This is a genomic window from Arthrobacter sp. CAN_A2 (assembly GCF_015752045.1).
Taxonomy (GTDB): domain Bacteria; phylum Actinomycetota; class Actinomycetes; order Actinomycetales; family Micrococcaceae; genus Arthrobacter_D.
Window position 1 is genome coordinate 227,023 of record NZ_JADOUS010000001.1, and the last position, 23,773, is coordinate 250,795.

Sequence of the window (23,773 nt, forward strand, 5' to 3'; positions counted from 1 at the left end):
GATAGACAGCCGCAAGGAGTCTAGTGGGTCCCGGCCCGGCTGATTGGATTGTTCCTTCGTCCTGTCACTACACTTGGACAGGGTCCAGACACGGCTTTGCGCCGAGCTTGCCGACCGCACCGCGCTCAGGGCAATCTACGGAAGAGGCGTATACCAAGTGCCAGAACAGACCAGCCACCGTCTACCTGAAGAATTCGGCGGGAACGAGTGGCTTGTTGACGAGCTCTACGAGCAGTTCCAGAGGGACCGCCACTCGGTGGACCGCAAGTGGTGGGAACTCTTCGACTCGTTCGATGCCGACGGCGCGCCGTCGGGGAACGGTCGGCGCACCGTGGACGCTCAGGCAGACAAGGCGACGCCGCCCGCCGTCACCAAGCCTGCCACCCCCGCACCGGCCAGCCCGCCGTCCGCAGCCCCGTCCGCGGCCAGGCCCTCCACGAGGGAGCTGCCGGTCGTGAGGACGGAGGCCGCGGCGCCGAAGGCGTCCGGCGAGTCCCCCGCGAGCACCCAGCAGAGCGGCAAGCCTCCCGTCGCCAACGAGCCGGCGAAGAAGCCGGAATCCTCCCGCGGGGACAAGCCCGCAGCGAAGCCCATCCCCGCACAGCTTCCGGCCTCGGACCGCAACGCCGAGATGGATGAGAACAAGGTCAGCGTGCTCCGCGGGCCGGCGAAGGCGATCTCCACCAACATGGAGGCCAGCCTCAGCGTCCCCACGGCGACGAGCGTCCGGGCGATCCCCGCGAAACTGCTCATCGACAACCGTGTGGTCATCAACAACAACCTGGCCCGGGCCCGCGGCGGCAAGGTGTCCTTCACCCACCTGATCGGGTACGCGATCATCCGCGCGCTCGCCCAGTTCCCCTCCCAGAACGTGTACTACGACGTCGTCGACGGCAAGCCGTCCGCGGTGCAGCCCGCACACGTGAACTTCGGCCTGGCGATCGACATGCCGAAGCCGGACGGCACGCGTTCGCTCGTCGTGCCGAACATCAAGAAGGCCGAGACCATGAACTTCTCGGAGTTCTGGCACGCCTACGAGGACCTCGTCAAGAAGGCCCGGGGCGGCAAGCTCGGCGCCGACGACTACGCCGGCACCACGGTGTCCCTGACCAATCCGGGCGGCATCGGCACGGTGCACTCGGTGCCGCGCCTGTCCAAGGGCCAGGCCTGCATCATCGGTGCGGGCGCCCTCGAGTATCCCGCCGAGTTCCAGGGCTCGAGCGAGAAGACGCTCGCCAAGCACGCCATCAGCAAGACCATCACGCTGACCTCGACCTACGATCACCGCGTCATCCAGGGTGCCGGCAGCGGCGAGTTCCTGCGCATCATCCACCAGCTGCTGCTCGGTGAGCAGAACTTCTACGACGAGATCTTCGAGTCGCTGCGCATCCCCTACGAGCCCGTGCGCTGGAGTGCGGACATCCAGGTCGATCCGATGGACCAGATCAACAAGGTCGCCCGGATCCAGCAGCTCATCCACGCCTACCGCGTGCGCGGACACCTCATGGCGGACACCAACCCGCTCGAGTACGTCCAGCGCAAGCACGCCGACCTCGACATCCGCACGCACGGCCTCACCCTGTGGGACCTCGACCGCGAGTGGCCCACGGGAGGCTTCGGCGGCCAGCCGTCGCTGAAGTTCCGCGACATGCTCGGTGTCCTCCGCGACGCCTACTGTCGCACCACCGGCATCGAGTACATGCACCTGCAGGACCCGGGAGAGCGCCAGTGGTTCCAGGACGAACTGGAGCACCCGTACTCCAAGCCGAGCCGCGAGGAGCAGCTGCGCATCCTGCACAAGCTGAACTCCGCGGAGGCGTTCGAGACGTTCCTGCAGACCAAGTTCGTGGGGCAGAAGCGCTTCTCGCTCGAGGGCGGCGAATCGCTCATCCCCCTGCTCGACGCCGTGATCTCCGGTGCGGCCGATGACGGCCTCGACGAGGTCGCGATCGGCATGGCGCACCGCGGCCGGCTGAACGTCCTCACCAACATCGCCGGCAAGACCTACGCCCAGATCTTCCGCGAGTTCGAAGGTACGCAGGACCCGCGCTCCGTCCAGGGCTCCGGCGACGTCAAGTACCACCTCGGCACCGAGGGGACGTTCACCTCCGACGCCGGCAACGAGACGAAGGTCTACCTCGCCGCGAACCCGTCCCACCTCGAGGCGGTGGACCCCGTGCTGGAGGGCATCGTCCGCGCCAAGCAGGACCTCCTGGACCAGGGCGAGACCTTCCCCGTCCTGCCGATCCTGATCCACGGCGACGCGGCCTTCGCGGGCCAGGGCGTCGTGGCGGAGACGCTCAACCTCTCGCAGCTGCGTGGCTACCGCACCGGCGGCACCATCCACGTGATCGTCAACAACCAGGTGGGCTTCACCACGAGCCCGACGTCGTCGCGCTCCTCCGTGTACTCCACCGATGTCGCGAAGATGGTCCAGGCACCCGTCTTCCACGTGAACGGCGACGACCCCGAGGCCGTGGTCCGCGTGGCCCAGATGGCGTACCAGTTCCGCCAGCGGTTCAACAAGGACGTCGTCATCGACATGGTCTGCTACCGGCGTCGCGGCCACAACGAGGGTGACGATCCCTCGATGACGCAGCCCATGATGTACAACCTGATCGAGGCCAAGCGCTCGGTCCGGAAGCTCTACACCGAGGCGCTGATCGGTCGCGGCGACATCACGCAGGAGGAAGCCGAGCAGGCCCTGCGCGACTACCAGGAGCGCCTCGAGCGCGTCTTCGCCGAGACCCATGCGGCCCAGACCTCGCCGATCCCGGTCATCGCCAAGGACCCGCAGGCGGTCTCGGACCTCGAGCGGCCCTACGCGCAGCAGTCCGACAGCGGCGCCGCGGCCCCGCCGCAGACCGCGATCAGCACGGAGACCCTGGCACACATCGGATCGGCGCACACCGCGATCCCCGACGGCTTCACGGTCCACCCGAAGCTCAAGGCACTGCTCGACAAGCGCGAGCAGATGTCCCGCGAGGGCGGGATCGACTGGGGCTTCGGCGAGATCGCGGCCTTCGGGTCCCTCCTCATGGAAGGCGTCCCCGTCCGGCTCGCGGGTCAGGACTCGCGGCGCGGCACCTTCGTGCAGCGGCACGCCGTCTTCCACGACCGCGCCACTGGTCACGAGTGGCTGCCGCTCGACGACCTCAGCGAGGACCAGGCCAAGTTCTGGATCTACGACTCCCTGCTGAGCGAATACGCGGCCATGGGCTTCGAATACGGCTACTCGGTGGAGCGCCCCGACGCCCTCGTCATCTGGGAGGCGCAGTTCGGCGACTTCGTCAACGGCGCGCAGACCATCATCGACGAGTTCATCAGCTCCGCGGAGCAGAAGTGGGGACAGCGGTCCTCCCTCGTCCTGATGCTGCCCCACGGCTACGAGGGCCAGGGCCCCGACCACTCGTCCGCGCGCATCGAACGCTTCCTCCAGATGTGCGCCGAGGAGAACATGGTCGTCGCCAACCCGAGCAACGCCGCCTCGCACTTCCATCTGCTGCGCCGGCACGCCTACACGCGTCCCAGGAAGCCGCTGGTGATCTTCACCCCCAAGCAGCTCCTCCGCCTCAAGGCGGCGGCGAGCTCGGTGGAGGACTTCACGCAGGGCACCTTCCAGCCCGTCATCCCCGACACGCTCGAGACAGCCGGGAACGACGTCGAGCGGGTCATCCTCGTGTCCGGCCGGCTCTACTACGACCTGCTGGCCTCGCGCCAGAAGCTCGACGACGGCAAGACGGCCATCGTGCGCGTGGAGCAGCTCTACCCGCTGCCGGTGGAGGACATCAGGGCTGCCGTGGCCACCTACCCCGACGCCGAGATCGTGTGGGCGCAGGACGAGCCGGCGAACCAGGGGCCGTGGCCCTTCATCGGGCTCAACCTGCCCCAGGAGCTCGACCGGCCCCTCCGGCTCGCGTCGCGTCCTGCGTCGGCTTCCACGGCGACGGGTTCGGCCAAGAACCACGCGAAGGAGCAGGAACTCCTGATCAAGCTGGCATTCGGCCGGCAATAGTAAGCCATCAGTATGATGTTGGGTGGGGCTCAGGCCCCACCCGATGTCTTTAAGGGCCTGTCCGCGGCATGCGCCGACTCATGGCAGCAGCCCTGCACCCTTCGACGAGCACACCGAGGAACCAGTGGAACAACGCAGAATCCGGCTAGCAGCAGTGGGCGACGAACTCCTCGCAGGGCTCGGTGATCCGAGGGCGCTCGGCTGGCTGGGTCGCGTGATGGCCCGGACCAGGCCCGACAACGTGTCCGTCGAGGCGTACAGCCTGGCCGCTCCCGGCGAAGGCACCGAGGCCCTCGCGAACCGCTGGCTGCAGGAGGCAGGGCGCCGCTTCGCCGACGGCTACGACAACCGCCTCGTGATCGGCCTGTCCGACCGCGACCTCGACCTGGAGCTGTCCACCGCGAGGAGCCGGCTCAACCTCGCGAACATCCTCGACGGCGCCTCGCAGACGAGCGTCAAGGCTCTCGTCGTCGGGCCTCCGCCCGGGCTCGACCCCGAGCGCAACCGCCGGCTCGCCGACCTCTCCGCTGCCTTCGGTGACGTCACCACGCGTCGCAAGCACGTCTTCGTCGACACCTTCACCCCACTGCTCGCCCACGAGCAGTGGCGCCACGACCTCGCGGCCAACGGTGGCACGCCCGGCCAGGCCGGTTACGGCCTGATGGCCTGGCTGGTGCTGCACCGCGGCTGGTTCCAATGGCTGGAAGTGCCCGCGCCAGAGTAAGGCACATACGAAGGGAAAGGCCCCGGGACACGCGGTTCCCGGGGCCTTTCCGATTATTCAGGAGCCTTATGTTTCGCCGGGGTAACAAACGGGTTATCAATGCCTTACTGAGTGTCCGAAGGCAACCATCCTTCGCTATGCTGTCCGAGTGTGATTGCCGTCACTGCAGCAATCCGCCTCGTGGGACATTCCTGCGTCCCTCGCGCCCAGCACAGTAAGGACTATCGAATGCGTAATAAGCGCACTATGACGCTCGCCGCACTGTCCATCGGAGCGCTCATGCTGAGCGCCTGTGGATCTGCAGGCGGTACGGCTGAGACCCCGGCCTCCGAAGGTGCGGAGGAGAACCTGGCGTCGACGATCAACATCGCGATCAGCCAGGCCCCCACGGCGTACAACGGCCAGACCGCGGCGACGAACGCCGTCTACAACACGTACGTGGACAACCTGACCTCGAGCGGATTCGCTGCGTTCGCCGCCAACGGCAACCTCGAACCCAACGAGGAGTTCGGGACCTACGAGAAGACCAGCGACGACCCGCTCACGATCAAATACACCATCAACGAGGATGCTGTGTGGTCCGACGGCGTGCCGATCGACTACGACGACGTCCTGCTGACCTGGGCCGCCTCGTCGGGCACGCACCCGACCGGGGAGACCGATCCCGAGACGGGCGCCGAGGCCGACCTGTTCCAGGCCGCCTCCACCAACGGCTTCGCCTCGATGAAGATGATCGAGGGCGAACCGGGTGCGAAGGAATTCGAAGCGGTCTTCGACGACCCCTACGCGGACTGGGAAGCCCTCTTCACCACCGGCGTGTTCCTGCCCGCGCACATCGCCGCCGAGCAGGGCGGGATGTCACCGGAAGGCGACGGCGCCGAGCTCGTCGAAGCCATCCAGGCGACCGACATCGAGGCCCTCACGCCCGTTGCCGAGTTCTGGAACACCGGCTGGAACTACGAGGCGGACCTCCCGAGCCTCCCCGACACCGCGCTCCTCCCCTCGTCCGGCCCGTACAAGCTGGACAACGCCGCCGATGGTACCCTGACGCTCGTCAAGAACGACGCGTACTGGGGCGAGGAGCGTGCCGGCAAGACCGACACGATCGTCTTCAAGACCATCGTCGACGAGGAGGCCGTGCAGGCACTCCAGAACGGCGACGTGGACATCATCGAGCCGTCCAGCCCGACGGTCGACACGAAGACCGCCCTCGAGCAGATCGGCGAGACCGTCAAGGTCGACACCGGGCAGTCCCTGACCTTCTCGCACGTCGACCTCGACCAGCGCCCCGGTGCCGTCTTCGAGGACCTCAAGGTCCGTCAGGCATTCGCCAAGTGCATCCCGAGGGCCGACATGGTCGACAAGTTCGTGACCCCCATCGATCCCGAGGGATCGGTCATGAACCTGCACGAGTACCAGCCCGCACAGGAGGACTACCAGACGGTCCTCGACGGCGCCGAGGCAGCCCAGGGTGACGGCACCGCCGACATCGAGGGCGCCAAGGCCCTCCTCACCGAGGCCGGCAAGACCGAGCCCGTCAAAGTGTCCATGATGTTCGCTTCCACGAGCCAGCTCCGCGCCGACCAGGTCGCCCTGGTCAAGGACTCCTGCGACAAGGCCGGCTTCGAGATCACCCCGCAGCCCGAGGCCGAGTGGAGCGCCAAGCTCTCGCAGCCCGGCGCCTGGGATGCCGTGGTCTTCGGCTGGGCGGGTTCGGGCCTCGTAGCCTCGGGCCAGTCCATCTACATCACCGGCGGTGAGCAGAACTTCGGCGGCTACACCGACTCCGAGGTCGACAGCCTCTGGGACGAGATCGTCACCACGACGGATGCCGAGGCGGTCATCCCGCTGAAGACCGACCTCGAGCAGCGCCTCGCCGAGACGCAGTACAACGTGGTCCTCTACGCCAACCCGAACATCGCCGGGTACTCCTCGAAGCTCCAGGGCGTCGAGCTGAACCCGACGCAGACCGGCATCACCTGGAATGCCTACAGCTGGACGAAGCAGAACTGATTGCAGCCTTATCGCTGACGCATGAGGACGGGCAGGCCCTCGGGCCTGCCCGTCCCTGTGCCCGGCATCGCTACAGCCTGCACCGTTTCCTAGGAGCCCCCCGTGTTCTACTTCATCGCCAAGCGATCCATCATCTCGTTCTTCATCATGCTCGCAGCCACCACGCTGATGTACTTCCTCACCATCTCCTCCGGCGACCCCTTCGAGGACCTCGGTGAGACCAGCGGCCCCGAGAAGGCCGCGACCATCGCGGCCCGCACGGCGGCCATGAACCTGGATGTCCCACCCATCCCCCGCTACTTCCTCTGGCTGCAGGAGTTCGGGTACTGCCTGGTCCCCGGCGGCATGAGCTGCACGCTCGGGCAGGACCGCACCGGTGCCGCCGTCCTCCCGCAGCTCGAGAACGCGATGGGCTCGACGCTGCGCCTCGTCATCGTGGCGACGGTCCTCGCCCTCGTCCTCGGCGTGATCGTCGGGATCGTGACCGCGATCCGCCAGTACAGCACCTTCGACTACTCGGTCACCTTCATCTCGTTCCTGCTGTTCTCGCTCCCCCTGTTCTGGCTCTCCACACTGCTCAAGCAGTACCTGGCGATCGACCTCAACACGTGGCTGGCCAATCCGCAGTTCTCCTACTTCACGATCGCCCTGATAGGGGTGATCGCCGGTGTCATCTGGGCCGTCGTCGTCGGTGGCGACCGCAGGCGCCGCCTGGCCACCTTCGGCATCGCCGCCGCAGCCACGGCCCTCGCGCTGTACCTCCTCCTCGTCACCGGCTGGTTCGTCAGCCCGGGGCTCGGCGTCCTCGGCATGCTGGTCTCCGCCGTAGGCGTCGCCGTCCTGTGGACGGCCCTGCTCGCGGGCTTCCGTCGTCGGCGCGTCCTGAACGCGGCCCTCGCGGCCGCCGGCGTCAGCTTCGCCGGCTACCTCGTCTCGCTCTTCCTGTTCGACGATCCGAGCTGGTTCGTCGTGCTGGCGCTCGTGGTCGTCACGGCGGTGCTCGCGTACGTCGTCGCCGGTGTCGTCGGCGGCCCGTTCCGCGCACAGGCCGCGAAGATCGGTGCGGTCATCGCGGTGTCGGTGAGCCTGCTGATCGTGCTGGACCGCCTCCTCCAGGCCTACCCGACACTCTCGGCCAAGGCGGGCGGCCGGCCCATCCCCACCACCGGCTCGCAGTCGGCCAACCTGGCGGGTACGTTCTGGGAGATCAACCTCGACTACGCGCTGCACCTGATCCTGCCGACCATCGCGCTGACGCTCATCTCCTTCGCCACGTACACGCGGTACACGAGGGCCAGCCAGCTCGACGTCATGAACCAGGACTACATCCGCACCGCGCGGGCCAAGGGCCTCAGTGAGCGCACCGTCCTGGTCAAGCACGCGTTCCGCAACGCGATGATCCCGATCACCACCCTGATGGCGTTCGACTTCGCCGGGGTCCTCGGCGGCGCCGTCATCACGGAGCAGGTCTTCGGCTGGAACGGCATGGGCAAGATGTTCGTGGACGGCATCAACAACGTGGATCCGGGGCCCGTCATGGCCTTCTTCCTCGTCGTCGGAACCGCCGCCGTCCTCTTCAACATGCTCGCCGACATCGCCTACGCGTTCCTCGACCCGCGCATCACCCTGAGCTAGGACACGATCATGAGCAATCACCAGAACCCGCGGGACGATTCCCGCCCGTCGGTCGAATTGTCCGAGATGACCCTGCAGAGCCAGGACACGGACATCGCCACGGCCATCCCCACGCGGGAGCAGACCGACCGTATCCGCGCTCACTCCACGGAGGCGAAGAGCCAGGGCCGCCTGGTCAGGGAACGCTTCTTCCGGCACAAGGGGGCACTGGCAGGCATCGCGCTGCTCGTGCTGATCTTCCTCCTGGCGTTCACCTCGATCGGCTTCGCCGGTATCCCCGGCTGGTGGAACAAGGACTACGACGTCCTCGCCGCCCGCTTCAACGAGGGCAAGCCCACCCTGACACTGTGGCCGTTCAGCCTCGGGGAGCACCCGTTCGGCCAGGACGTGCTGGGTCGCGACTACTTCGCACTGACGATGCGCGGCATCCAGACCTCGCTCATCATCGCGTTCATCGTCGGGATCGTGGCAATGGTCATCGGCACCACGGTGGGCGCCGTGGCCGGCTACTTCCGCGGCTGGACCGAGGCCTTCCTCATGCGCATCACGGACGTCGTCATCACCATCCCGACCGTCGTCATCGCGGCCGCGGTCGCGGGCATCGTCGCGAAGTACGGCATCATCCCCTTCGCCATCTTCCTCGGCCTCGTCACCTGGACCGGCCTCGCACGGCTGGTCCGCGGCGAGTTCCTGTCCCTCCGGGAGAAGGAGTTCGTCGAGTCCGCGAAGTCGGTCGGGGCGAGCTCGGCCCGCATCATCTTCCGCCACATCCTGCCGAACACCGTCGGCGTGATCATCGTGTCGACGACGCTCGCCATCTCCGGAGCCATCCTCCTCGAGACCGCCCTGAGCTACCTGGGCCTCGGCGTCACGGCGCCCGATACCTCCCTCGGCAAGGCCATCAACGACAACCGCTCGGCCCTCACGGTCCGGCCCTGGCTGTTCCTGTGGCCCGGGGTGTTCATCATCGGCATCGCCCTGGCCGTCAACTTCATCGGTGACGGCCTGCGCGACGCGTTCGATCCCAAGCAGACAAGGGTGAAGCAGTAATGAGTTCCAGCACCGTCATCATCTCGGACGAACAGACCACCCCGGCCGACGGCCCGATCCTCGCCGTCCAGGGCCTCGGCGTGGAGTTCAACGTCGACAACGAATGGGTCATGGCCGCCGAGGACGTCTCCTACGAGATCCACCCCGGCGAGATCCTCGCGATCGTGGGCGAATCGGGCTCGGGCAAGAGCATGTCCTCCATGGCCCTGCTCGGCCTCCTCCCCCGGAACGGGCGGTCGACGGGCAGCGCGAAGATGCTCGGGAAGGAACTCATCGGCGCCTCGCAGGGTACGCTCCGGCGCGTCCGCGGCAACGAGATCGCGATGATCTTCCAGGAGCCCATGACGGCACTGAACCCGGTGCTGACCGTCGGCGAGCAGATCCGCGAAGCCGTCGAGCAGCACACCGAGCTCTCGCCCGCGCAGGCCAAGCAGCGCTCGCTCGAGCTCCTCCGCATGGTGGAGATCCCGGAGCCGGAGCGCCGTTACGACAACTTCCCGCACCAGTTCTCCGGCGGCCAGCGGCAGCGCGCCATGATCGCCATCGCGCTGGCCAACGACCCGATGCTGCTCATCGCGGACGAGCCGACGACGGCGCTCGACGTCACCGTGCAGGCCGAGGTGCTGGACCTGCTGCGCAAGCTCAACAAGCGGCTCAACAGTGCCGTCCTCCTGATCACCCACGACATGGGGGTGGTCGCCGACCTCGCGGACCACGTCATCGTCATGGAGCGCGGGCGGATCGTCGAGGCGGCGCCGACGGCACAGCTGTTCGCGGCCCCGGCCGAGCCCTACACCAAACAGCTCCTCGGGTCCGTGCCCCACCTGGGCTCGAAGGTGGGCGGCGTCCTGACGGACCTCGAAGTGGTCGACGGCCACCCGGGCATCCACGAGGAGTACGCGGCGGCGGCCCGGCGCGCCCGGGAGTCGGACACCGCCTCCGGCGTCGTCCCGGCGCTCGAACTGACGGACGTCGACATCGAGTATCCGGGGCGCTTCCGCCAGCCGGCCTTCAAGGCGGTGTCGGGCATCTCGCTCACCATCAACCCGGGCGAGGTCATGGGCCTCGTCGGGGAGTCCGGCTCGGGCAAATCGACGATCGCGCGGGCCGTCACCGGCCTGATCAGGACCTCCGGGGGCCGGGTCAGGATCGGCGGGACGGACATCACGGAGCTCAGTGCCCGTCAGCTCATGCCGCTGCGCAAGCGTTTCGCGATCGTGTTCCAGGATCCGGCCGCCTCCCTCAACCCCCGCCTGTCGATCGGCGAGAGCATCGGCGAGCCGCTGTTCCTGCACGAGAAGCTGAACCGCGCGGACCTCGACAAGCGGGTCGCGTCGCTCCTGGAGGACGTACAGCTGCCGGTCGCCTTCCGCAACCGGTACCCGCACGAGCTGTCGGGCGGCCAGCGCCAGCGCGTCGGGATCGCCCGCGCGCTGTCGCTCCAGCCCGACCTCCTCGTCGCCGACGAGCCGACGTCGGCCCTGGACGTCTCCGTGCAGGCGAAGGTCCTCGACCTGCTGCAGGAGCTCCAGCGGGAGCGCGGCTTCGCGTGCCTCTTCGTCAGCCACGACCTCGCCGTGGTCGAACTGCTCGCGAGCCACATCGCGGTGCTCAACAAGGGCGTGCTCGTGGAGCAGGGCAGCACGGAGCAGATCCTGAAGTACCCCCGCGACCCCTACACGCGCCGCCTGCTGGCAGCCGCACCGGTGCCGGACCCGACGGAGCAGTCGCTGCGGCGCGAGCAGCGCTCGGCGATCCTCGCCGCAGGCGTGTCCGAGTAGGAGGACGCCGCACGACGGCGAAGGACCCCTCCCTGCGGAGGGGTCCTTCGTCGTCCGGCAGGGGTGTCGGTCAGTGGCGGAAGACGATCTTCCCGAACAGATCGCCGTCGAGCATCCGCTGGAACCCCTGGGCGGCGTCCTCGAGCGGAAGCACGGCGTCGATGACGGGCCGCACCCCGGTGGCCACCAGGAAGCGCGTCAGCCGGACCAGCTCGTCCCGCGTGCCCATGGTGGAACCCAGCACCCGCAGCTGCAGGAAGAACACCCGGTTGAGGTCCGCCGAGGGGGCCGCGCCGCTCGTCGCGCCGCAGGTGACCACGGTGCCGCCCGGGACGAGGGACCTCAGCGAGTGGGCCCATGTAGCCTCCCCCACGGAGTCGAAGACGACGTCGACCCGCTCCGGCAGGCGCGCACCGGCGTCGAAGGCCTGCTCGGCCCCGAGCTCGAGCGCCCGCTGCCGCTTCTCCTCGCTGCGGCTCGTCGCCCACACCCGGTAGCCTGCCGCGGAGGCGAGCGCGATGACGGCGGAGGCCACGCCTCCTCCCGCTCCCTGGACCAGCACCGTGGAGCCGGGCGCCGCGGGTGAGACCGTGAACAGCATCCGGTACGCCGTCAGCCAGGCCGTGGGCAGGCAAGCCGCTTCCTCGAAGGAGAGCTCCGCCGGCTTGGGCACCAGGTTGCGCGCGGGGACCCAGACGTAGTCGGCCATGGTGCCGGGGTGGCGCTCGGAGAGCAGGGAACGCTTCGGGTCGAGGGTCTCGTCGCCGCGCCAGCCATCGGACGAGACGACACCGTGCACGATGACCTCGTTGCCGTCGTCGTCGATCCCCGCCGCGTCGCAGCCGAGGATCATCGGCAGGCGGTCCTCCGGCAGTCCGACGCCCTTCAGCGACCACAGGTCGTGGTGGTTCAGGCAGGAGGCCACCACCTTCACCCGTACGAAGCCCTCCGGCGCGGCGGGGACGTCGAGTTCGCCGACGGTGAGGCCGGCGAGGGGTGTGTCCGCGGACTGGGTTGCGGCGTAGGCAGCGCGCATACATAAGCTCCTTCGATTACGGATGGTCCCCCAATCCTAGGCGGCGGGTCCGGCGACGCCGGCGGTCGACCGACGGGCGCGGCCGGCGGTTTAGGTGTCGCCCGTCGCCGTGTGGGAGACTTGGGGGCAGTTCTGCACGACTGCAGTGCCTGAAGAAGAAGGAGGCAGCCATGAGCAAGCGAGCACGCAAGCGTCGCGACCGGAAGCGTGGAGGCGCAAACCACGGTAAGCGCCCCAACACCTGAGTCCAGGCGTAGGACGCGTCCTCGATATCCGAGGATGCATCACCAGAGAACCTCCGGCCCCTGAGGGTGCCGGAGGTTCTCTGTCTGTCAGGTCATCGTCTGTCAGGTGGTCGTCGCCCGTCGGGTGACCACCTCGTACAGGTACAGGCCACGGACGGGGTGTCCGGAGCTCAGTGGTCCACGGTCTTGAGGTGGCTGATCCGGTCGAGGATGCTCGCCTTCAGCGTCGACGGCGCGACCTCGGTGCAGGACCGCTTCACGACCGACCGGATGACGCACTCGAGGTCATGCTCCTCCGCGCACTGCGGGCAGTCGTTGAGGTGGTCCTTGATCTCCACGAGGTCCTGGTGGGACAGCGCACCGTCCAGGTACTCGTACAGCCGCTCGATCCTCGCATCGGCGCAGTCGCCCATGTTCCCGCAATCGCTCATTTCTCCATCTCCTGTTCCTTGCCCTTCGCGCCCGCTGCGGCCTTGGCCTTCGCGTCAGCACCGGTGCTGACGCCGAGCCCGCGGTCGCGGGCATACTCCGCGAGATGCTCGCGGAGCAGCTTGCGGCCGCGGTGCAGCCGGGACATGACGGTCCCGATGGGCGTGTTCATGATTTCTGAGATCTCCTTGTACGCGAAGCCCTCGACGTCCGAGAAGTACACCGCGAGCCTGAATTCCTCGGGGATCGCCTGCAGCGCGTTCTTGACGTCCGAATCAGGCAGGTGATCGAGCGCTTCGACCTCGGCCGAACGGAGCCCGAGGGAGGTGTGCTCGGCAGCCTTGGCCAGCTGCCAGTCCTCGATGGTGTCCGAGTGCGACTGCAGGGGCTCGCGCTGCCTCTTCCGATACAGGTTGATATAGGTATTGGTGAGGATGCGGTACAGCCACGCCTTCAGGTTGGTGCCCGGCTTGTACTGGTGGAAGGCCGAGAACGCCTTGGTGTAGGCCTCCTGCACCAGGTCCTCGGCGTCGCTGGGATTGCGGGCCATGCGCATCGCAGCCGAGTAGAGCTGGTCGACGTACTGCATGGCGTCGCGCTCGAAGCGCGCCTTGCGATCGGCGTCCGACTCCGTCGACACGTCCAACTGTGCATCTTCGGCCGGGCTGCTGCCTGCTGGGGCTGTGGTATTCATCGAGCCAAAGTCTACGCGCCCCGGCCGTCGCGACGCCGTGGTGTCGACGCGCTGGACCGACGTCGACAACTGGAATTCCGGTCTTTCGACCGTCGTGATCCGTGCACCTGTCATCCCGCATCCCCTCTACCGTTCCGATGTCCGTTACCCCCGTTCCAACCCCTCTCCGCACCCCCTTATTCCTGTCCCGGCGCTCCCTCGGCCCGGACAGCGCCCCGGCCGATTCCTCGCGGCCGCGCCCGCAACCCCGCCCGCCCGCTGGGTCGCGGATCGTCGCCGCTGGAACGGCGTGCAAAACTAGAGCCAGCGTGCTTCGCACTTGAGAACCCGATGTCCGGCGGACCCGCCGGCAACCAGGAGGCAGTTGTGACCCTTGTCCGCGTAATAGCCCGACCCTTGATCGCCAGCAGCTTCGTCGTGAGCGGCGTCGATCGGCTCCGCACGGCGGGCGCCACGGCCCCGCAGCTCAAGCCCGTCCTCACCGGCGTCGCGAAGGTCATCCCCTCGGCGGGCGCGATCACCGGCAACGAGAAGCTCGTGGGCCAGGTCCTCGGCGCCACGCAGGTCGGCGCGGCCGTCCTGCTCGGCATCGGCAGGTTCTCCCGGGTGGCGGCGCTGCTGCTGACGGTCACGACCACGGTGAACGCGCTCGTCGACTACCGCTCGGCCGACGCCTCGACCCCGGAGGCCAAGAAGGCCCGCCGCTCGCAGCTGCTCAAGAACCTCTCCCTGATCGGCGCCGTCCTGCTCGCCGCCGTCGACACCAACGGACGCCCCGGTATCGCCTGGCGCGCCGAGCACCTCGCGACGGAGGCGAAGAAGAGCGCCGCCGGCCTCAGCAAGGATGCCCGGAAGCAGCTGAAGAAGGCGGACAAGGCCGTCCGCAAGACCGCCTCCGACGTCGTCGGTTCCTAGGTCCCATGACAGCGTCATCAGGCGGGGCCGCCCACCAGACCCGATGGAGGGCGCCCCGCCTGACCCGTCCCGTGGACGCCGACATCTCGGTCCCCGGCTCCAAGTCCCTCACCAACCGCTATCTCGTGCTCGCCGCCCTGGCCGACGGCCCCTGCCGCCTGCGCCGACCCCTCCACTCGCGTGACTCGGCCCTCATGATCACCGCGCTGCGCGCGCTCGGCGCCGTCATCGAGGAGGTCCCCGGGGACGGCGACTACGGCCCGGACCTCCGGGTGACCCCCCTGCAGAGCGGTGGACCGGCGTCCCGCGCCGTGGACTGCGGCCTCGCGGGCACCGTCATGCGCTTCGTGCCCCCGCTGGCGGGCCTGGTCTCCGGCACCACCACGTTCGACGGCGATCCGCACGCGCGCCGCCGCCCCATGGGCAGCATCATCGACGCCCTCCGGGGCCTCGGCCTCCGGATCGACGACAACGGCGCCGGGTCCCTGCCCTTCTCCGTGCAGGGCGAGGGAGAGGTGCGCGGTGGCCGCCTGGTCATCGACGCCTCCGCGTCCTCCCAGTTCGTGTCCGCGCTGCTGCTCGTCGGCGCGCGGTTCACCGACGGACTGCACCTCGAACACGTCGGCAAGCCCGTGCCCAGCCTCGACCACATCCGCATGACCGTCGCCACCCTGCGGGCCGTCGGCGTCGCCGTCGACGACTCCGTGCCGAACCACTGGCGCGTCTCCCCCGGCCCGATCACCGCGTTCGACGCCGCCGTGGAACCGGACCTCTCCAACGCCGGACCCTTCCTCGCGGCGGCCCTCGTCACGGGCGGCACCGTCCGCGTCCGCAACTGGCCCGGCGGCACCACGCAGGTCGGCGATGCCTGGCGGCGCATCCTGCCCCTGATGGGCGCCACGGCCGAGCTCGACGGCGAAGTGCTCACCGTCACCGGCGGGGCGTCGATCGCGGGCGGCACCTTCGCCGACACCTCCGAGCTCGCCCCCACCGTCGCCGCGCTCTGCGCCCTGGCGACGACGCCGTCGACCCTCACCGGCATCGCGCACCTCCGCGGGCACGAGACCGACCGGCTCGCGGCGCTCGTCGCGGAGATCAACGGACTCGGCGGGGACGCGGAGGAGACGCCCGACGGCCTCGTCATCCGGCCGGCACCGCTCCACGGGGGCCTGTTCAGCACGTACGAGGATCACCGGATGGCCACCGCGGGCGCGATCATCGGACTCGCGGTGGACGGCGTCGACGTGGAGAACATCGGCACCACCGCCAAGACGATGCCGGAGTTCCCCGCACTGTGGGCGGCCCTCGCACGCACGGCGGGTGGGCCGGAGGCCGACGGCGCGCCGACCACCACCGCCCCGGGAGCCCGGGCATGAGCGAGGCCGGCACCCGCCGCGGATCGCGGTCCTGGGACGAGTCGGACGTCCGCATCCGCCCCAACAAGAAGGGGACCCGTCCGCGCACCAAGAACCGCCCCGCCTACGAGGACGCCGTGACGGGCCGCGTCGTGACCGTGGACCGCGGCCGCTACACCACCGTGGTCGACGAGGGTACGCCCGACGAGCGGACGGTCATCGCCGCACGGGCCCGCGAACTGCGGCGCAACGCCGTCGTCGCCGGTGACCTCGTGGCCCTCGTCGGTGATCTCTCGGGCGGCCCCGACTCCCTCGCGCGCCTCGTGCGCATCGAGGAACGGACGACGCTCCTGCGCAGGAGCGCGGACGACACCGACCCGGTGGAACGCGTGGTGGTCGCCAATGCGGACCAGCTCGTGATCGTCGTCGCCGCGGCCAACCCCGAGCCGAGGACGGGCTTCATCGACCGTGCGCTCGTCGCCGCCTACGACGCCGGCATCGAACCCCTGCTGTGCATCACCAAGGCCGATCTCCGCGACCCCGCCGCCCTGCTCGCCAACTACGAGCACCTGGACCTCCGCGTCATCATCAGCCGGACGGATGAAGGCACGGGCATCGAGGCCACCTCCGACGACGGCGAGTCGGCGCACCTGTCCTCCGCCGCCGTCGACGCCCTGCGGGAGGAGCTCGACGGGCAGGTGAGCGTCCTGCTCGGCCATTCCGGCGTGGGCAAATCGACCATGGTCAACGCCCTGACGGGTTCCACGCGCGCCACGGGCGACGTGAACGCGGTGACGGGCCGGGGGCGGCACACCTCCTCCTCCGCGCTCGCGCTGAAGGCCGCCGACGCCGCGCCCGGCACCTGGATCATCGACACCCCCGGTATCCGGTCCTTCGGGCTCGCGCACGTGGAGCCCGACAGGATCCTCAAGGCGTTCCCCGACCTTGAGCCGGGAACCGAGCGCTGCGAACGGGGCTGCCGGCACGACGACCACGCCGTCGGGTGCGGCCTGGACAGCTACGTGGCCGAGGGCCTCGCAGGCGAGTCCGGACCCGTCCGACTGGCCTCGCTGCAGCGGCTGCTCAGCGCCGGGACGGCCGAGGCGCGAGGCAGTTCACACGACGCGAAGGAACTCGGACACCAGTGATCGGCCCGATCACTGGTAGTCTGGATCCTGTTGTTGTTTGCGCACTGAATCTCAAGCCTTGACCCTCCACCAGGAGTTCGACAGCTTTTTTGACTAAGCGGGTAACGAACTGCACGATGAGCCCCGAACGTCGGGACGCTCTCACATGGTAAGGAAATCTCAATGGCTACTGGCACAGTGAAATGGTTCAACGCCGAAAAGGGCTTCGGCTTCATCGCTCCCGAGGACGGCGGCGCTGACGTGTTCGCCCACTTCTCCGCGATCAACTCGAACGGCTACCGTTCCCTCGAAGAGAACCAGAAGGTCAACTTCGAGACCACCCAGGGTCCCAAGGGTCCCCAGGCCGAGAACATCACCGTTCTCTAATTCCTCCGACACCGCCCTGCGGTGACGGTCGGAAAGCCACCGTGCGGCGCAAGCCCGCGGTGGCTTTCTGCTGTTCCGGGCCCACTCCTCGCGCCCCGCACGGGATGCACCCGCCCAGACGATAGGTTGAACGGTATGAGTTTCACGCAGGGCTACAACGACGACCTCCGTCTCGCCCACATCATGGCCGACTCCGTGGACGACCAGACCATGTCGCGCTTCAAGGCGCTCGACCTGCGGGTGGAGACCAAGCCGGACCTCACGCCCGTGACGGACGCCGACAAGAGCGCGGAGGAGGCCATCCGCGGCCAGCTCTCCCGGGCCAGGCCCCGGGACGCGATCCTCGGCGAGGAGTTCGGCAGCACCGGGTCCGGATCCCGGCGCTGGGTGATCGACCCGATCGACGGCACCAAGAACTTCGTGCGCGGCGTCCCGGTCTGGGCCACCCTCATCTCGCTCATCGACGACGGCAAGCCCGTCGTCGGCCTGGTCAGCGCGCCCGCATTGGGCAAGCGCTGGTGGGCGGCCCTGGGCACCGGCGCCTACACCGGGAAGTCCCTCGCCGCCGCGCAGCGCCTCCGGGTCTCCAACGTCTCGCGCCTCGAGGACGCCTCGCTGTCCTACTCCAGCCTGTCCGGCTGGCGCGACCGCGGCACGCTCGCCGAATTCGTGAACCTCTCGGACCGGGTCTGGCGCACGCGCGCCTACGGTGACTTCTGGTCCTACTGCCTCGTGGCGGAGGGCGCGGTGGACATCGCGTGCGAACCCGACCTGAACCTGTACGACATGGCGGCGCTCGTGCCCATCGTCACCGAGGCAGGAGGACGGTTCACCTCCCTCGACGGCGAGGACGGCCCCTTCGGCGGCAACGCCCTCGCCACCAACGGCACCCTGCACAGCGAGGTGCTGCGGACCCTCAACCCCGATGTGGATGACCTGCTCTAGCGGACACGTGCAGCCCGGCGGTCCCGCCACGGCGAGGTTCGGGCCGCGGCTCGCGGAGGAACGCCGCAGGGACCTGGCCGGAGCCTACCTGTCCGGGGCCGGCCGCTACGATCGCGTACGCCCCGGATACCCTGCCGTCGTCGCCGACTGGATCATCCCCGACGACGCCCGCCGCGCAGCCGATCTCGGCGCCGGGACGGGCCTGTTCACGGAACTGCTGGTGGAGCGCGGAGTCGCGGTGACGGCGGTGGACCCTTCCGAGGACATGCTGGCCGTCCTCGCGGGCAGGCTGCCCGGTGTTCCCGCCGTCCGGGGCACGGCGGAGGAGTCGCACCTCCAGCACGCCTCCCTGGACCTGCTCACCCTGGCGCAGGCGTGGCACTGGTGCGATCACACAGCCACGGTCCGGGAGGCGGCCCGGGTGCTGAAGCCGGCGGGCCGCCTCGCCCTCCTCTGGAACCAGCTCGACGTCTCGATCCCGTGGGTGCACCGCCTGTCGCGGATCATGCACGCCGGTGACGTGTTCTCGCCCTCGTACCGGCCCGTGTTCGGACCCGCCTTCGACACCCCGGAGGATCTGGTGGTGCACTGGGTCCAGGAACTGGACGTCCCCGGCGTACTGGACCTCGCCCGGTCCCGCAGCTACTACCAGCGGGCAGCGCCGGCGCTGCGGGACCGCGTCGAGGCGAATCTCACGTGGTACCTCACCGACTACCTGGCCTTCGCCCCGGACGCGTCCCTCCGCCTGCCCTACTACACCCATGCGTGGCGGGCACCCCTGCGATCGACCTAGATTTCGGCATGCCTGAAGGCTAGGTTTAGGCATGCCTCAAAATGCTCGGCGCAGTGCCTTCGGGTGGGTGGTCCTCCAGTGCCTCGTCCTGGCCGTCGTGGCCACCGGCTGTTCGCTCCAGGCGGTGCCGTCCTCCTCCCCGGATGACCGCCCGCACGTGCTGACGACCTTCTCGGTCCTCGCGGACCTCGTCGACACCGTCGGCGGCGGCCACGTCCGGGTCGAGTCGATCACCAAGGTCGGAGCCGAGATCCACGGGTACGAGCCCACGCCGTCCGACCTCGTGCGGGCCCAGGACGCCGACCTCATCATCGACAACGGACTCGGGCTCGAACGCTGGTTCGAGCGGTTCCTGAACTCCGTCGACGCACCCCGCACGGTCCTGTCCGACGGCGTCGAGCCCATCGACATCCACACGGGCGACTACCGCGGACGGGCGAACCCCCACGCATGGATGTCCCCCGTCGCCGCGCAGATCTATGTGGACAACACCGTCGAGGCCCTCTCCGGGCTCGCCCCGGAGCACGCCGCCGACTTCGAGGCGAACGGCCGACAGCTCAAGGCGGAACTGGCGGGCCTGCTCACCGACTTCCGGGCGGACCTCGCCGACGTCGACGCCGCAGCACTGGTGACCTGCGAGGGGGCCTTCTCCTATCTCGCCCGCGACGCAGGGCTCGAGGAGGCGTTCATCTGGCCGGTCAACGCCGACTCCGAGGGGACGCCGCGGCAGATCCGCGGGGTCATCACCTTCGTCGAGGAGCACCGCGTCCCGACGCTCTTCTGCGAATCCACGGTCAACCCCTCCGCCCAGGAGCAGGTGGCCCTCGCCACCGGCACCCGCCTGGGCGGGACGCTGTATGTCGACTCGCTGTCCGGACCCGAGGGACCGGTACCGGGCTTCGTCGACCTCATCCGGTACGACCTGCACACCATCGCGGAAGGACTCGCACGATGACCGCCCACCGGGACCAGGAATCCGTGCCCGTCATCGACGTGCAGCACCTCACCGTCCGCTACGACGACGTGCTGGCCCTCGACGACGTGACCGTGAACCTCGCCCCCGGGACGATCTGCGGGCTCATCGGCGTCAACGGGTCGGGGAAGTCGACGCTCTTCACCGCCCTGATGGGGCTCCTCACGCCGCAGGCGGGCACCGTGGAACTCTTCGGGACCTCCATCACCCGGGCCAGGAAGAGCGGGCTCGTCGCCTACATGCCGCAGGCCGAGGGCGTCGACTGGACCTTCCCGGTGTCGGTGTCCGACGTCGTCGGCATGGGCCTGTACGGGCGGCTCGGGGCGGCACGCCGGCTGCGGGCGGCCGACAGGGCGGCCGTCGACGACGCCCTCGAACGGGTGGGGCTGTCGGAGCTGAGGAAGCGCCAGATCGGGCAGTTGTCCGGCGGCCAGCGCAAGCGCGTGTTCATCGCCCGGAGCATCGCCCAGGACGCCCGGCTCCTGCTCCTCGACGAGCCGTTGGCGGGGGTCGACCAGTCGAGCGAGCACACCATGACCGCGCTGCTGAAGGCGCTGCGGGACGAGGGGCGGTCGGTGCTCGTGTCCACGCACGACCTCGCCGGCGTGCCGGACCTGTGCGACGAGGCCATCCTCCTGCACCAGCGCGTCCTGGCGCAGGGCGAGCCGTCGCGGGTCCTGACCCACGGCAACCTCGCCCTCGCCTTCGGTCCCCTGCCCGCAGGGATCTCCTCCGCCCCTCCCCCGGGACCCACGGCGGCGCCCTCCCCTCCGACCAGGGAATCCTGACATGGACGTCCTCGCGTTCCTCCTCGAACCGCTCCAGTACGGCTTCCTCACCAGGGCCCTCGCCGTGACCGTCGCGGCGGCCGTCGTCGCCGCGGTGCTCTCCTGCTGGCTCATCCTCATGGGATGGTCGCTGATGGGCGACGCCGTGTCCCACGCCGTCCTGCCCGGCGTCGCCCTCGCCTACATCATCGGCATCCCCTTCTCCATCGGTGCCTTCGTGTTCGGTATCGGGGCCGTGGCGCTCATCGGACTCGTCCGGTCCACCACCAAGCTGAAGGCGGACACCGTGATCGGCGTGGTCTTCACCGGTCTCTTCGCCGCCGGGCTGGCCATCGTCTCGGCCACGCCGTCGCAGATCGACCTCATGCACATCCTGTTCGGCAACGTCCTCGGGGTGTCCGCGGGCGATGTCCGGCAGGTCCTGATCCTCGGCGCACTGACCCTCGCCATCCTGCTGGTGAAACGGCGTGACCTCACCCTGCTCGCCTTCGACCGCACGCATGCCCACGTGATCGGCCTGAACACGCGGTTCCTGTCCGCGCTCCTCCTCGGCCTGCTCGCGCTGACCGTCGTCGTGGGCCTCCAGGCCGTGGGCATCATCCTCGTCGTGGCCATGCTGATCACGCCCGGAGCCACGGCGTTCCTCCTCGCCCGCAGTTTCGACCGCATGCTGGTGATCGCCGTCGTGCTGACGGTGGCCGCGTCCGTGGCCGGCATCTACGCCAGCTACTACCTCGACATCTCCACCGGTGCCGCCGTCGTGCTCTGCCAGGCCCTCGTGTTCGCCGTCGTCTACCTCGTCGGCCGGCCCGACGGCGTGCTGTGGCAGGCGCGACGACGCCGCACGGCGGTCGCTCGACCCGGCACGCCGGCCATGCCGAGGGACGCCCGGTGACGGGCCGGAGGGGCGCCGTACTCAGTATCGAATCGACGAGCGTGCAGGACTACGTGAAGGCGATCTACGCGTTCACGGAGTGGCAGGCGGACCCGATCACGGCCACGCACCTGGCCGCGCGCCTGACGGTCGCGAACTCGTCCGTCACCGGGATGGTCGGCAAGCTCGTGGGCCTGAACCTGGCCGAGCACCGCAAGTACGGGCCGATCAGCCTCACGCCGTCGGGGCGGACGCTCGCCCTCGCGATGGTCCGCCGCCACCGGCTCATCGAGACCTTCCTCGTCACGGAACTGGGCTACGGCTGGGACGAGGTGCACGACGAGGCGGAACTGCTCGAGCACACGGTCTCGGATGCCTTCGTCGAGCGGCTCGACCTGAAACTGGGCCGGCCCGCGCGCGACCCCCACGGCGATCCGATCCCCGGTGCGGACGGCCGCGTCCGCTACCCCCCGGCGCACCGGCTGGACAGCCTGGACGAGGGCCACCTCGGCCGGCTCGCGAGGGTCAGCGACGACGATCCCGACGTGCTGCGCCTCCTCGACCGGCACGGCATCGCCCTCGACGCCGTCCTCCTGGTGGCCCGGAGCGGCGCGGGGCCGCTGATCGAGCTGCGCCTGGGCACCGACGCCTCGGCGCCGGGCCTCTCCGCGGACGGTGCCCTCGCGCGGTCGCTGTGGATCGAGAGTACGGCCCCGCACACGGGCTGCACCGTCGACGTCGGATCACGACGGAGCGTCAGCCCCTCCTAGACTGGGCGGGACCTGCAATGCCCCTGCACCATGCCAGCTGAACGGAGTGCCCCGATGACCACTCTCGGACTCGAAGAGGAGTACCTGCTCCTCGACCCGCAGTCGGGACTGCCCGCCCATCACGCCGCCGAGGTGGAGGGCATGCTCGAATCCCACCCGGAGGTCGGATCGGACGAGATCCAGCGCGAGCTGCTCTCCTGCCAGATCGAGACGGCCACCCCCGTCTGCTCCACCCTCACGGAGGCCGAGGAGTCGCTGCTGAACTTCCGGAGGAAGTTCGCGGACGCGGCCGCCCGCGTCGGGAGCATCGGCGCAGCCACCGGTACGGCACCGCGGATCCCCCAGGCGTATCCGGAACTCACCGACAAGCAGCGCTACGAGGACCTCCGGGCCAGCGCGCCCGGCATCGTCGGCGACCAGTTCGTCAACGGCCTGCACGTGCACGTCGGGGTGCCGGATCCCGAGCGGGGCGTGCAGGCCCTCAACCGGATCCGGCCGTGGATCCCGCTGCTGACGGCCCTCGGCGTGAACTCGCCGTACTGGCTGGGCCGTGACAGCGGGTTCGACAGCTGGCGGGTGATCCACTACCGCCGCTGGGCCGTCCAGGGGGTCGCCCCGTACTTCGCGGACGCCGCCGACTACGAACGCAGGATCACCCGGCTCGCCGCCACGGGCGCGATCCTGGACCGCGGTGTCCTCACCTGGGTCGCGCGGCTCTCCGACCACTACCCCACGCTGGAGCTCAGGGTGTGCGACGTCCAGCTCGAGGCCCAGGACTCGGTGCTGCTCGGCGCCCTGACGCGCGCGCTCGTCGTCACGGAACTCCAGGCGGCCGAAGCCGACACCCCTCCCCTCGTGCCGGACCCGGAGTTGCTGGACGCTGCCCTCTGGCAGGCCGCCCGCGACGGGATGGGGCGCCACCTCGTGGACCTCGCCGGCGCCGAGCCGGTGCCCGCCGACCGCCACCTCGAAGCCTTCCTCGACCACATCGGCCCCGCCCTCGAGGCCGAGGGCGACACGGACTGGGTGAAGGCGGGCCTCGAGACCGTCGCCGAGCGCGGCACCGGCGCCCAGCGCCAGCGCCGCGCCATGCACGACGGCGGTCCCCAGGCGCTGCTGTCCCTCTACAGGGAGACACTCACCTTCGAACCGTGAGTGGAGGGCGCCCCGCTCGTCCGGGCGGGGCAGGACCTCCCGCGGGACGACGCCGGCACGCGCCGCCGT

At 69.2% G+C, this 23,773-nt stretch carries 21 protein-coding genes; 18 read left to right on the forward strand and 3 right to left on the reverse strand.

Annotated elements, in window-relative coordinates; genetic code table 11:
- The first annotated feature begins 157 nt into the window (after nt 1–157).
- The 6 genes from IWX63_RS01060 to IWX63_RS01085 all read left to right on the forward strand — a co-directional run bounded on the left by IWX63_RS01060 (nt 158) and on the right by IWX63_RS01085 (nt 11,218).
- Nucleotides 158–4,015 carry a multifunctional oxoglutarate decarboxylase/oxoglutarate dehydrogenase thiamine pyrophosphate-binding subunit/dihydrolipoyllysine-residue succinyltransferase subunit gene (locus IWX63_RS01060; protein WP_199276304.1) on the forward strand — a complete coding sequence of 1,286 codons (3,858 nt, stop codon included), beginning with the start codon at nt 158–160 and terminating at the stop codon, nt 4,013–4,015.
- A 124-nt stretch (nt 4,016–4,139) separates the two neighbouring features.
- Complete coding sequence (locus IWX63_RS01065; protein ID WP_199276305.1) at nt 4,140–4,739, forward strand: GDSL-type esterase/lipase family protein; 600 nt, start codon at nt 4,140–4,142, stop codon at nt 4,737–4,739.
- A 228-nt stretch (nt 4,740–4,967) separates the two neighbouring features.
- Nucleotides 4,968–6,752 carry an ABC transporter family substrate-binding protein gene (locus IWX63_RS01070; protein ID WP_199276306.1) on the forward strand — a complete coding sequence of 595 codons (1,785 nt, stop codon included), beginning with the start codon at nt 4,968–4,970 and terminating at the stop codon, nt 6,750–6,752.
- A gap of 102 nt (nt 6,753–6,854) precedes the next feature.
- Nucleotides 6,855–8,387: an ABC transporter permease gene (locus IWX63_RS01075; protein ID WP_199276307.1), complete on the forward strand. Its 1,533-nt coding sequence runs from the start codon at nt 6,855–6,857 to the stop codon at nt 8,385–8,387.
- Nucleotides 8,388–8,396: 9 nt separating this feature from the next.
- Complete coding sequence (locus IWX63_RS01080) at nt 8,397–9,437, forward strand: ABC transporter permease (RefSeq protein WP_334685522.1); 1,041 nt, start codon at nt 8,397–8,399, stop codon at nt 9,435–9,437.
- A complete protein-coding gene (locus tag IWX63_RS01085; RefSeq protein ID WP_199276308.1) occupies nt 9,437–11,218 on the forward strand; it encodes an ABC transporter ATP-binding protein in 1,782 nt (593 codons plus the stop codon). Before IWX63_RS01080 ends, IWX63_RS01085 begins: the two co-directional genes overlap by 1 nt.
- A gap of 70 nt (nt 11,219–11,288) precedes the next feature.
- On the opposite strand, the gene IWX63_RS01090 is transcribed toward IWX63_RS01085, so the two are convergent.
- Nucleotides 11,289–12,254 (reverse strand): zinc-binding dehydrogenase, encoded by a 966-nt coding sequence (locus IWX63_RS01090; protein ID WP_199276309.1) that lies wholly within the window; start codon nt 12,252–12,254, stop codon nt 11,289–11,291.
- A 170-nt stretch (nt 12,255–12,424) separates the two neighbouring features.
- Between IWX63_RS01090 and IWX63_RS16915 the strand changes: the two genes are divergently transcribed.
- Entirely contained in the window at nt 12,425–12,499 is a 75-nt protein-coding gene (locus tag IWX63_RS16915; RefSeq protein ID WP_369299106.1) for a 50S ribosomal protein bL37, read from the forward strand.
- 170 nt (nt 12,500–12,669) lie between these two features.
- Here the strand turns inward: IWX63_RS16915 and rsrA are convergent, their stop codons facing one another.
- On the reverse strand, nt 12,670–12,930 hold the full coding sequence (gene rsrA, locus IWX63_RS01095; protein ID WP_043446197.1) for a mycothiol system anti-sigma-R factor: 261 nt from the start codon (nt 12,928–12,930) through the stop codon (nt 12,670–12,672).
- Nucleotides 12,927–13,622, reverse strand: a complete 696-nt coding sequence (locus IWX63_RS01100) for a sigma-70 family RNA polymerase sigma factor (RefSeq protein ID WP_442859077.1) — start codon at nt 13,620–13,622, stop codon at nt 12,927–12,929. The genes rsrA and IWX63_RS01100 overlap by 4 nt, the downstream gene beginning before the upstream one ends.
- Before the next feature lie 366 nt (nt 13,623–13,988).
- Between IWX63_RS01100 and IWX63_RS01105 the strand changes: the two genes are divergently transcribed.
- From IWX63_RS01105 to IWX63_RS01155, 11 genes are all read left to right on the forward strand, one after another.
- Nucleotides 13,989–14,537 (forward strand): DoxX family protein, encoded by a 549-nt coding sequence (locus tag IWX63_RS01105; protein WP_199276310.1) that lies wholly within the window; start codon nt 13,989–13,991, stop codon nt 14,535–14,537.
- A 5-nt stretch (nt 14,538–14,542) separates the two neighbouring features.
- Complete coding sequence (aroA, locus tag IWX63_RS01110; RefSeq protein WP_199276311.1) at nt 14,543–15,913, forward strand: 3-phosphoshikimate 1-carboxyvinyltransferase; 1,371 nt, start codon at nt 14,543–14,545, stop codon at nt 15,911–15,913.
- Nucleotides 15,910–17,040, forward strand: a complete 1,131-nt coding sequence (gene rsgA / locus IWX63_RS01115; protein WP_199276312.1) for a ribosome small subunit-dependent GTPase A — start codon at nt 15,910–15,912, stop codon at nt 17,038–17,040. The genes aroA and rsgA overlap by 4 nt, the downstream gene beginning before the upstream one ends.
- A gap of 162 nt (nt 17,041–17,202) precedes the next feature.
- Nucleotides 17,203–17,406, forward strand: a complete 204-nt coding sequence (locus IWX63_RS01120; RefSeq protein WP_043446208.1) for a cold-shock protein — start codon at nt 17,203–17,205, stop codon at nt 17,404–17,406.
- 135 nt (nt 17,407–17,541) lie between these two features.
- A complete protein-coding gene (gene hisN, locus IWX63_RS01125; RefSeq protein ID WP_199276313.1) occupies nt 17,542–18,351 on the forward strand; it encodes a histidinol-phosphatase in 810 nt (269 codons plus the stop codon).
- Nucleotides 18,338–19,144, forward strand: a complete 807-nt coding sequence (locus IWX63_RS01130; protein WP_199276314.1) for a class I SAM-dependent methyltransferase — start codon at nt 18,338–18,340, stop codon at nt 19,142–19,144. The genes hisN and IWX63_RS01130 overlap by 14 nt, the downstream gene beginning before the upstream one ends.
- 31 nt (nt 19,145–19,175) lie before the next feature.
- On the forward strand, nt 19,176–20,099 hold the full coding sequence (locus tag IWX63_RS01135; protein ID WP_199276315.1) for a metal ABC transporter solute-binding protein, Zn/Mn family: 924 nt from the start codon (nt 19,176–19,178) through the stop codon (nt 20,097–20,099).
- On the forward strand, nt 20,096–20,905 hold the full coding sequence (locus IWX63_RS01140; RefSeq protein ID WP_199276316.1) for a metal ABC transporter ATP-binding protein: 810 nt from the start codon (nt 20,096–20,098) through the stop codon (nt 20,903–20,905). The genes IWX63_RS01135 and IWX63_RS01140 overlap by 4 nt, the downstream gene beginning before the upstream one ends.
- Nucleotide 20,906: 1 nt before the next feature.
- The gene (locus IWX63_RS01145) at nt 20,907–21,800 is read left to right on the forward strand and encodes a metal ABC transporter permease (RefSeq protein ID WP_199276317.1); all 894 of its coding nucleotides are present in this window, start codon (nt 20,907–20,909) and stop codon (nt 21,798–21,800) included.
- On the forward strand, nt 21,797–22,549 hold the full coding sequence (locus IWX63_RS01150; RefSeq protein ID WP_334685524.1) for a metal-dependent transcriptional regulator: 753 nt from the start codon (nt 21,797–21,799) through the stop codon (nt 22,547–22,549). The genes IWX63_RS01145 and IWX63_RS01150 overlap by 4 nt, the downstream gene beginning before the upstream one ends.
- Before the next feature lie 54 nt (nt 22,550–22,603).
- Nucleotides 22,604–23,704 carry a carboxylate-amine ligase gene (locus tag IWX63_RS01155; RefSeq protein WP_199276318.1) on the forward strand — a complete coding sequence of 367 codons (1,101 nt, stop codon included), beginning with the start codon at nt 22,604–22,606 and terminating at the stop codon, nt 23,702–23,704.
- Nucleotides 23,705–23,773: the final 69 nt, after the last annotated feature.

Bases quoted from the DNA above. Each gene is read 5' to 3' on its own strand.
- IWX63_RS01085 (WP_199276308.1), top strand. From the start codon at position 9,437: ATGAGTTCCAGCACCGTCATCATCTCGGACGAACAGACCACCCCGGCC.
- aroA (WP_199276311.1), top strand. From the start codon at position 14,543: ATGACAGCGTCATCAGGCGGGGCCGCCCACCAGACCCGATGGAGGGCG.
- IWX63_RS01130 (WP_199276314.1), top strand. From the start codon at position 18,338: ATGACCTGCTCTAGCGGACACGTGCAGCCCGGCGGTCCCGCCACGGCG.
- IWX63_RS01100 (WP_442859077.1), bottom strand. From the start codon at position 13,622: ATGAATACCACAGCCCCAGCAGGCAGCAGCCCGGCCGAAGATGCACAG.
- IWX63_RS01090 (WP_199276309.1), bottom strand. From the start codon at position 12,254: ATGCGCGCTGCCTACGCCGCAACCCAGTCCGCGGACACACCCCTCGCC.
- IWX63_RS01135 (WP_199276315.1), top strand. From the start codon at position 19,176: ATGCCTCAAAATGCTCGGCGCAGTGCCTTCGGGTGGGTGGTCCTCCAG.
- IWX63_RS01140 (WP_199276316.1), top strand. From the start codon at position 20,096: ATGACCGCCCACCGGGACCAGGAATCCGTGCCCGTCATCGACGTGCAG.
- IWX63_RS01070 (WP_199276306.1), top strand. From the start codon at position 4,968: ATGCGTAATAAGCGCACTATGACGCTCGCCGCACTGTCCATCGGAGCG.
- rsgA (WP_199276312.1), top strand. From the start codon at position 15,910: ATGAGCGAGGCCGGCACCCGCCGCGGATCGCGGTCCTGGGACGAGTCG.
- IWX63_RS01080 (WP_334685522.1), top strand. From the start codon at position 8,397: ATGAGCAATCACCAGAACCCGCGGGACGATTCCCGCCCGTCGGTCGAA.
- rsrA (WP_043446197.1), bottom strand. From the start codon at position 12,930: ATGAGCGATTGCGGGAACATGGGCGACTGCGCCGATGCGAGGATCGAG.
- IWX63_RS01120 (WP_043446208.1), top strand. From the start codon at position 17,203: ATGGCTACTGGCACAGTGAAATGGTTCAACGCCGAAAAGGGCTTCGGC.
- hisN (WP_199276313.1), top strand. From the start codon at position 17,542: ATGAGTTTCACGCAGGGCTACAACGACGACCTCCGTCTCGCCCACATC.
- IWX63_RS01155 (WP_199276318.1), top strand. From the start codon at position 22,604: ATGACCACTCTCGGACTCGAAGAGGAGTACCTGCTCCTCGACCCGCAG.
- IWX63_RS01145 (WP_199276317.1), top strand. From the start codon at position 20,907: ATGGACGTCCTCGCGTTCCTCCTCGAACCGCTCCAGTACGGCTTCCTC.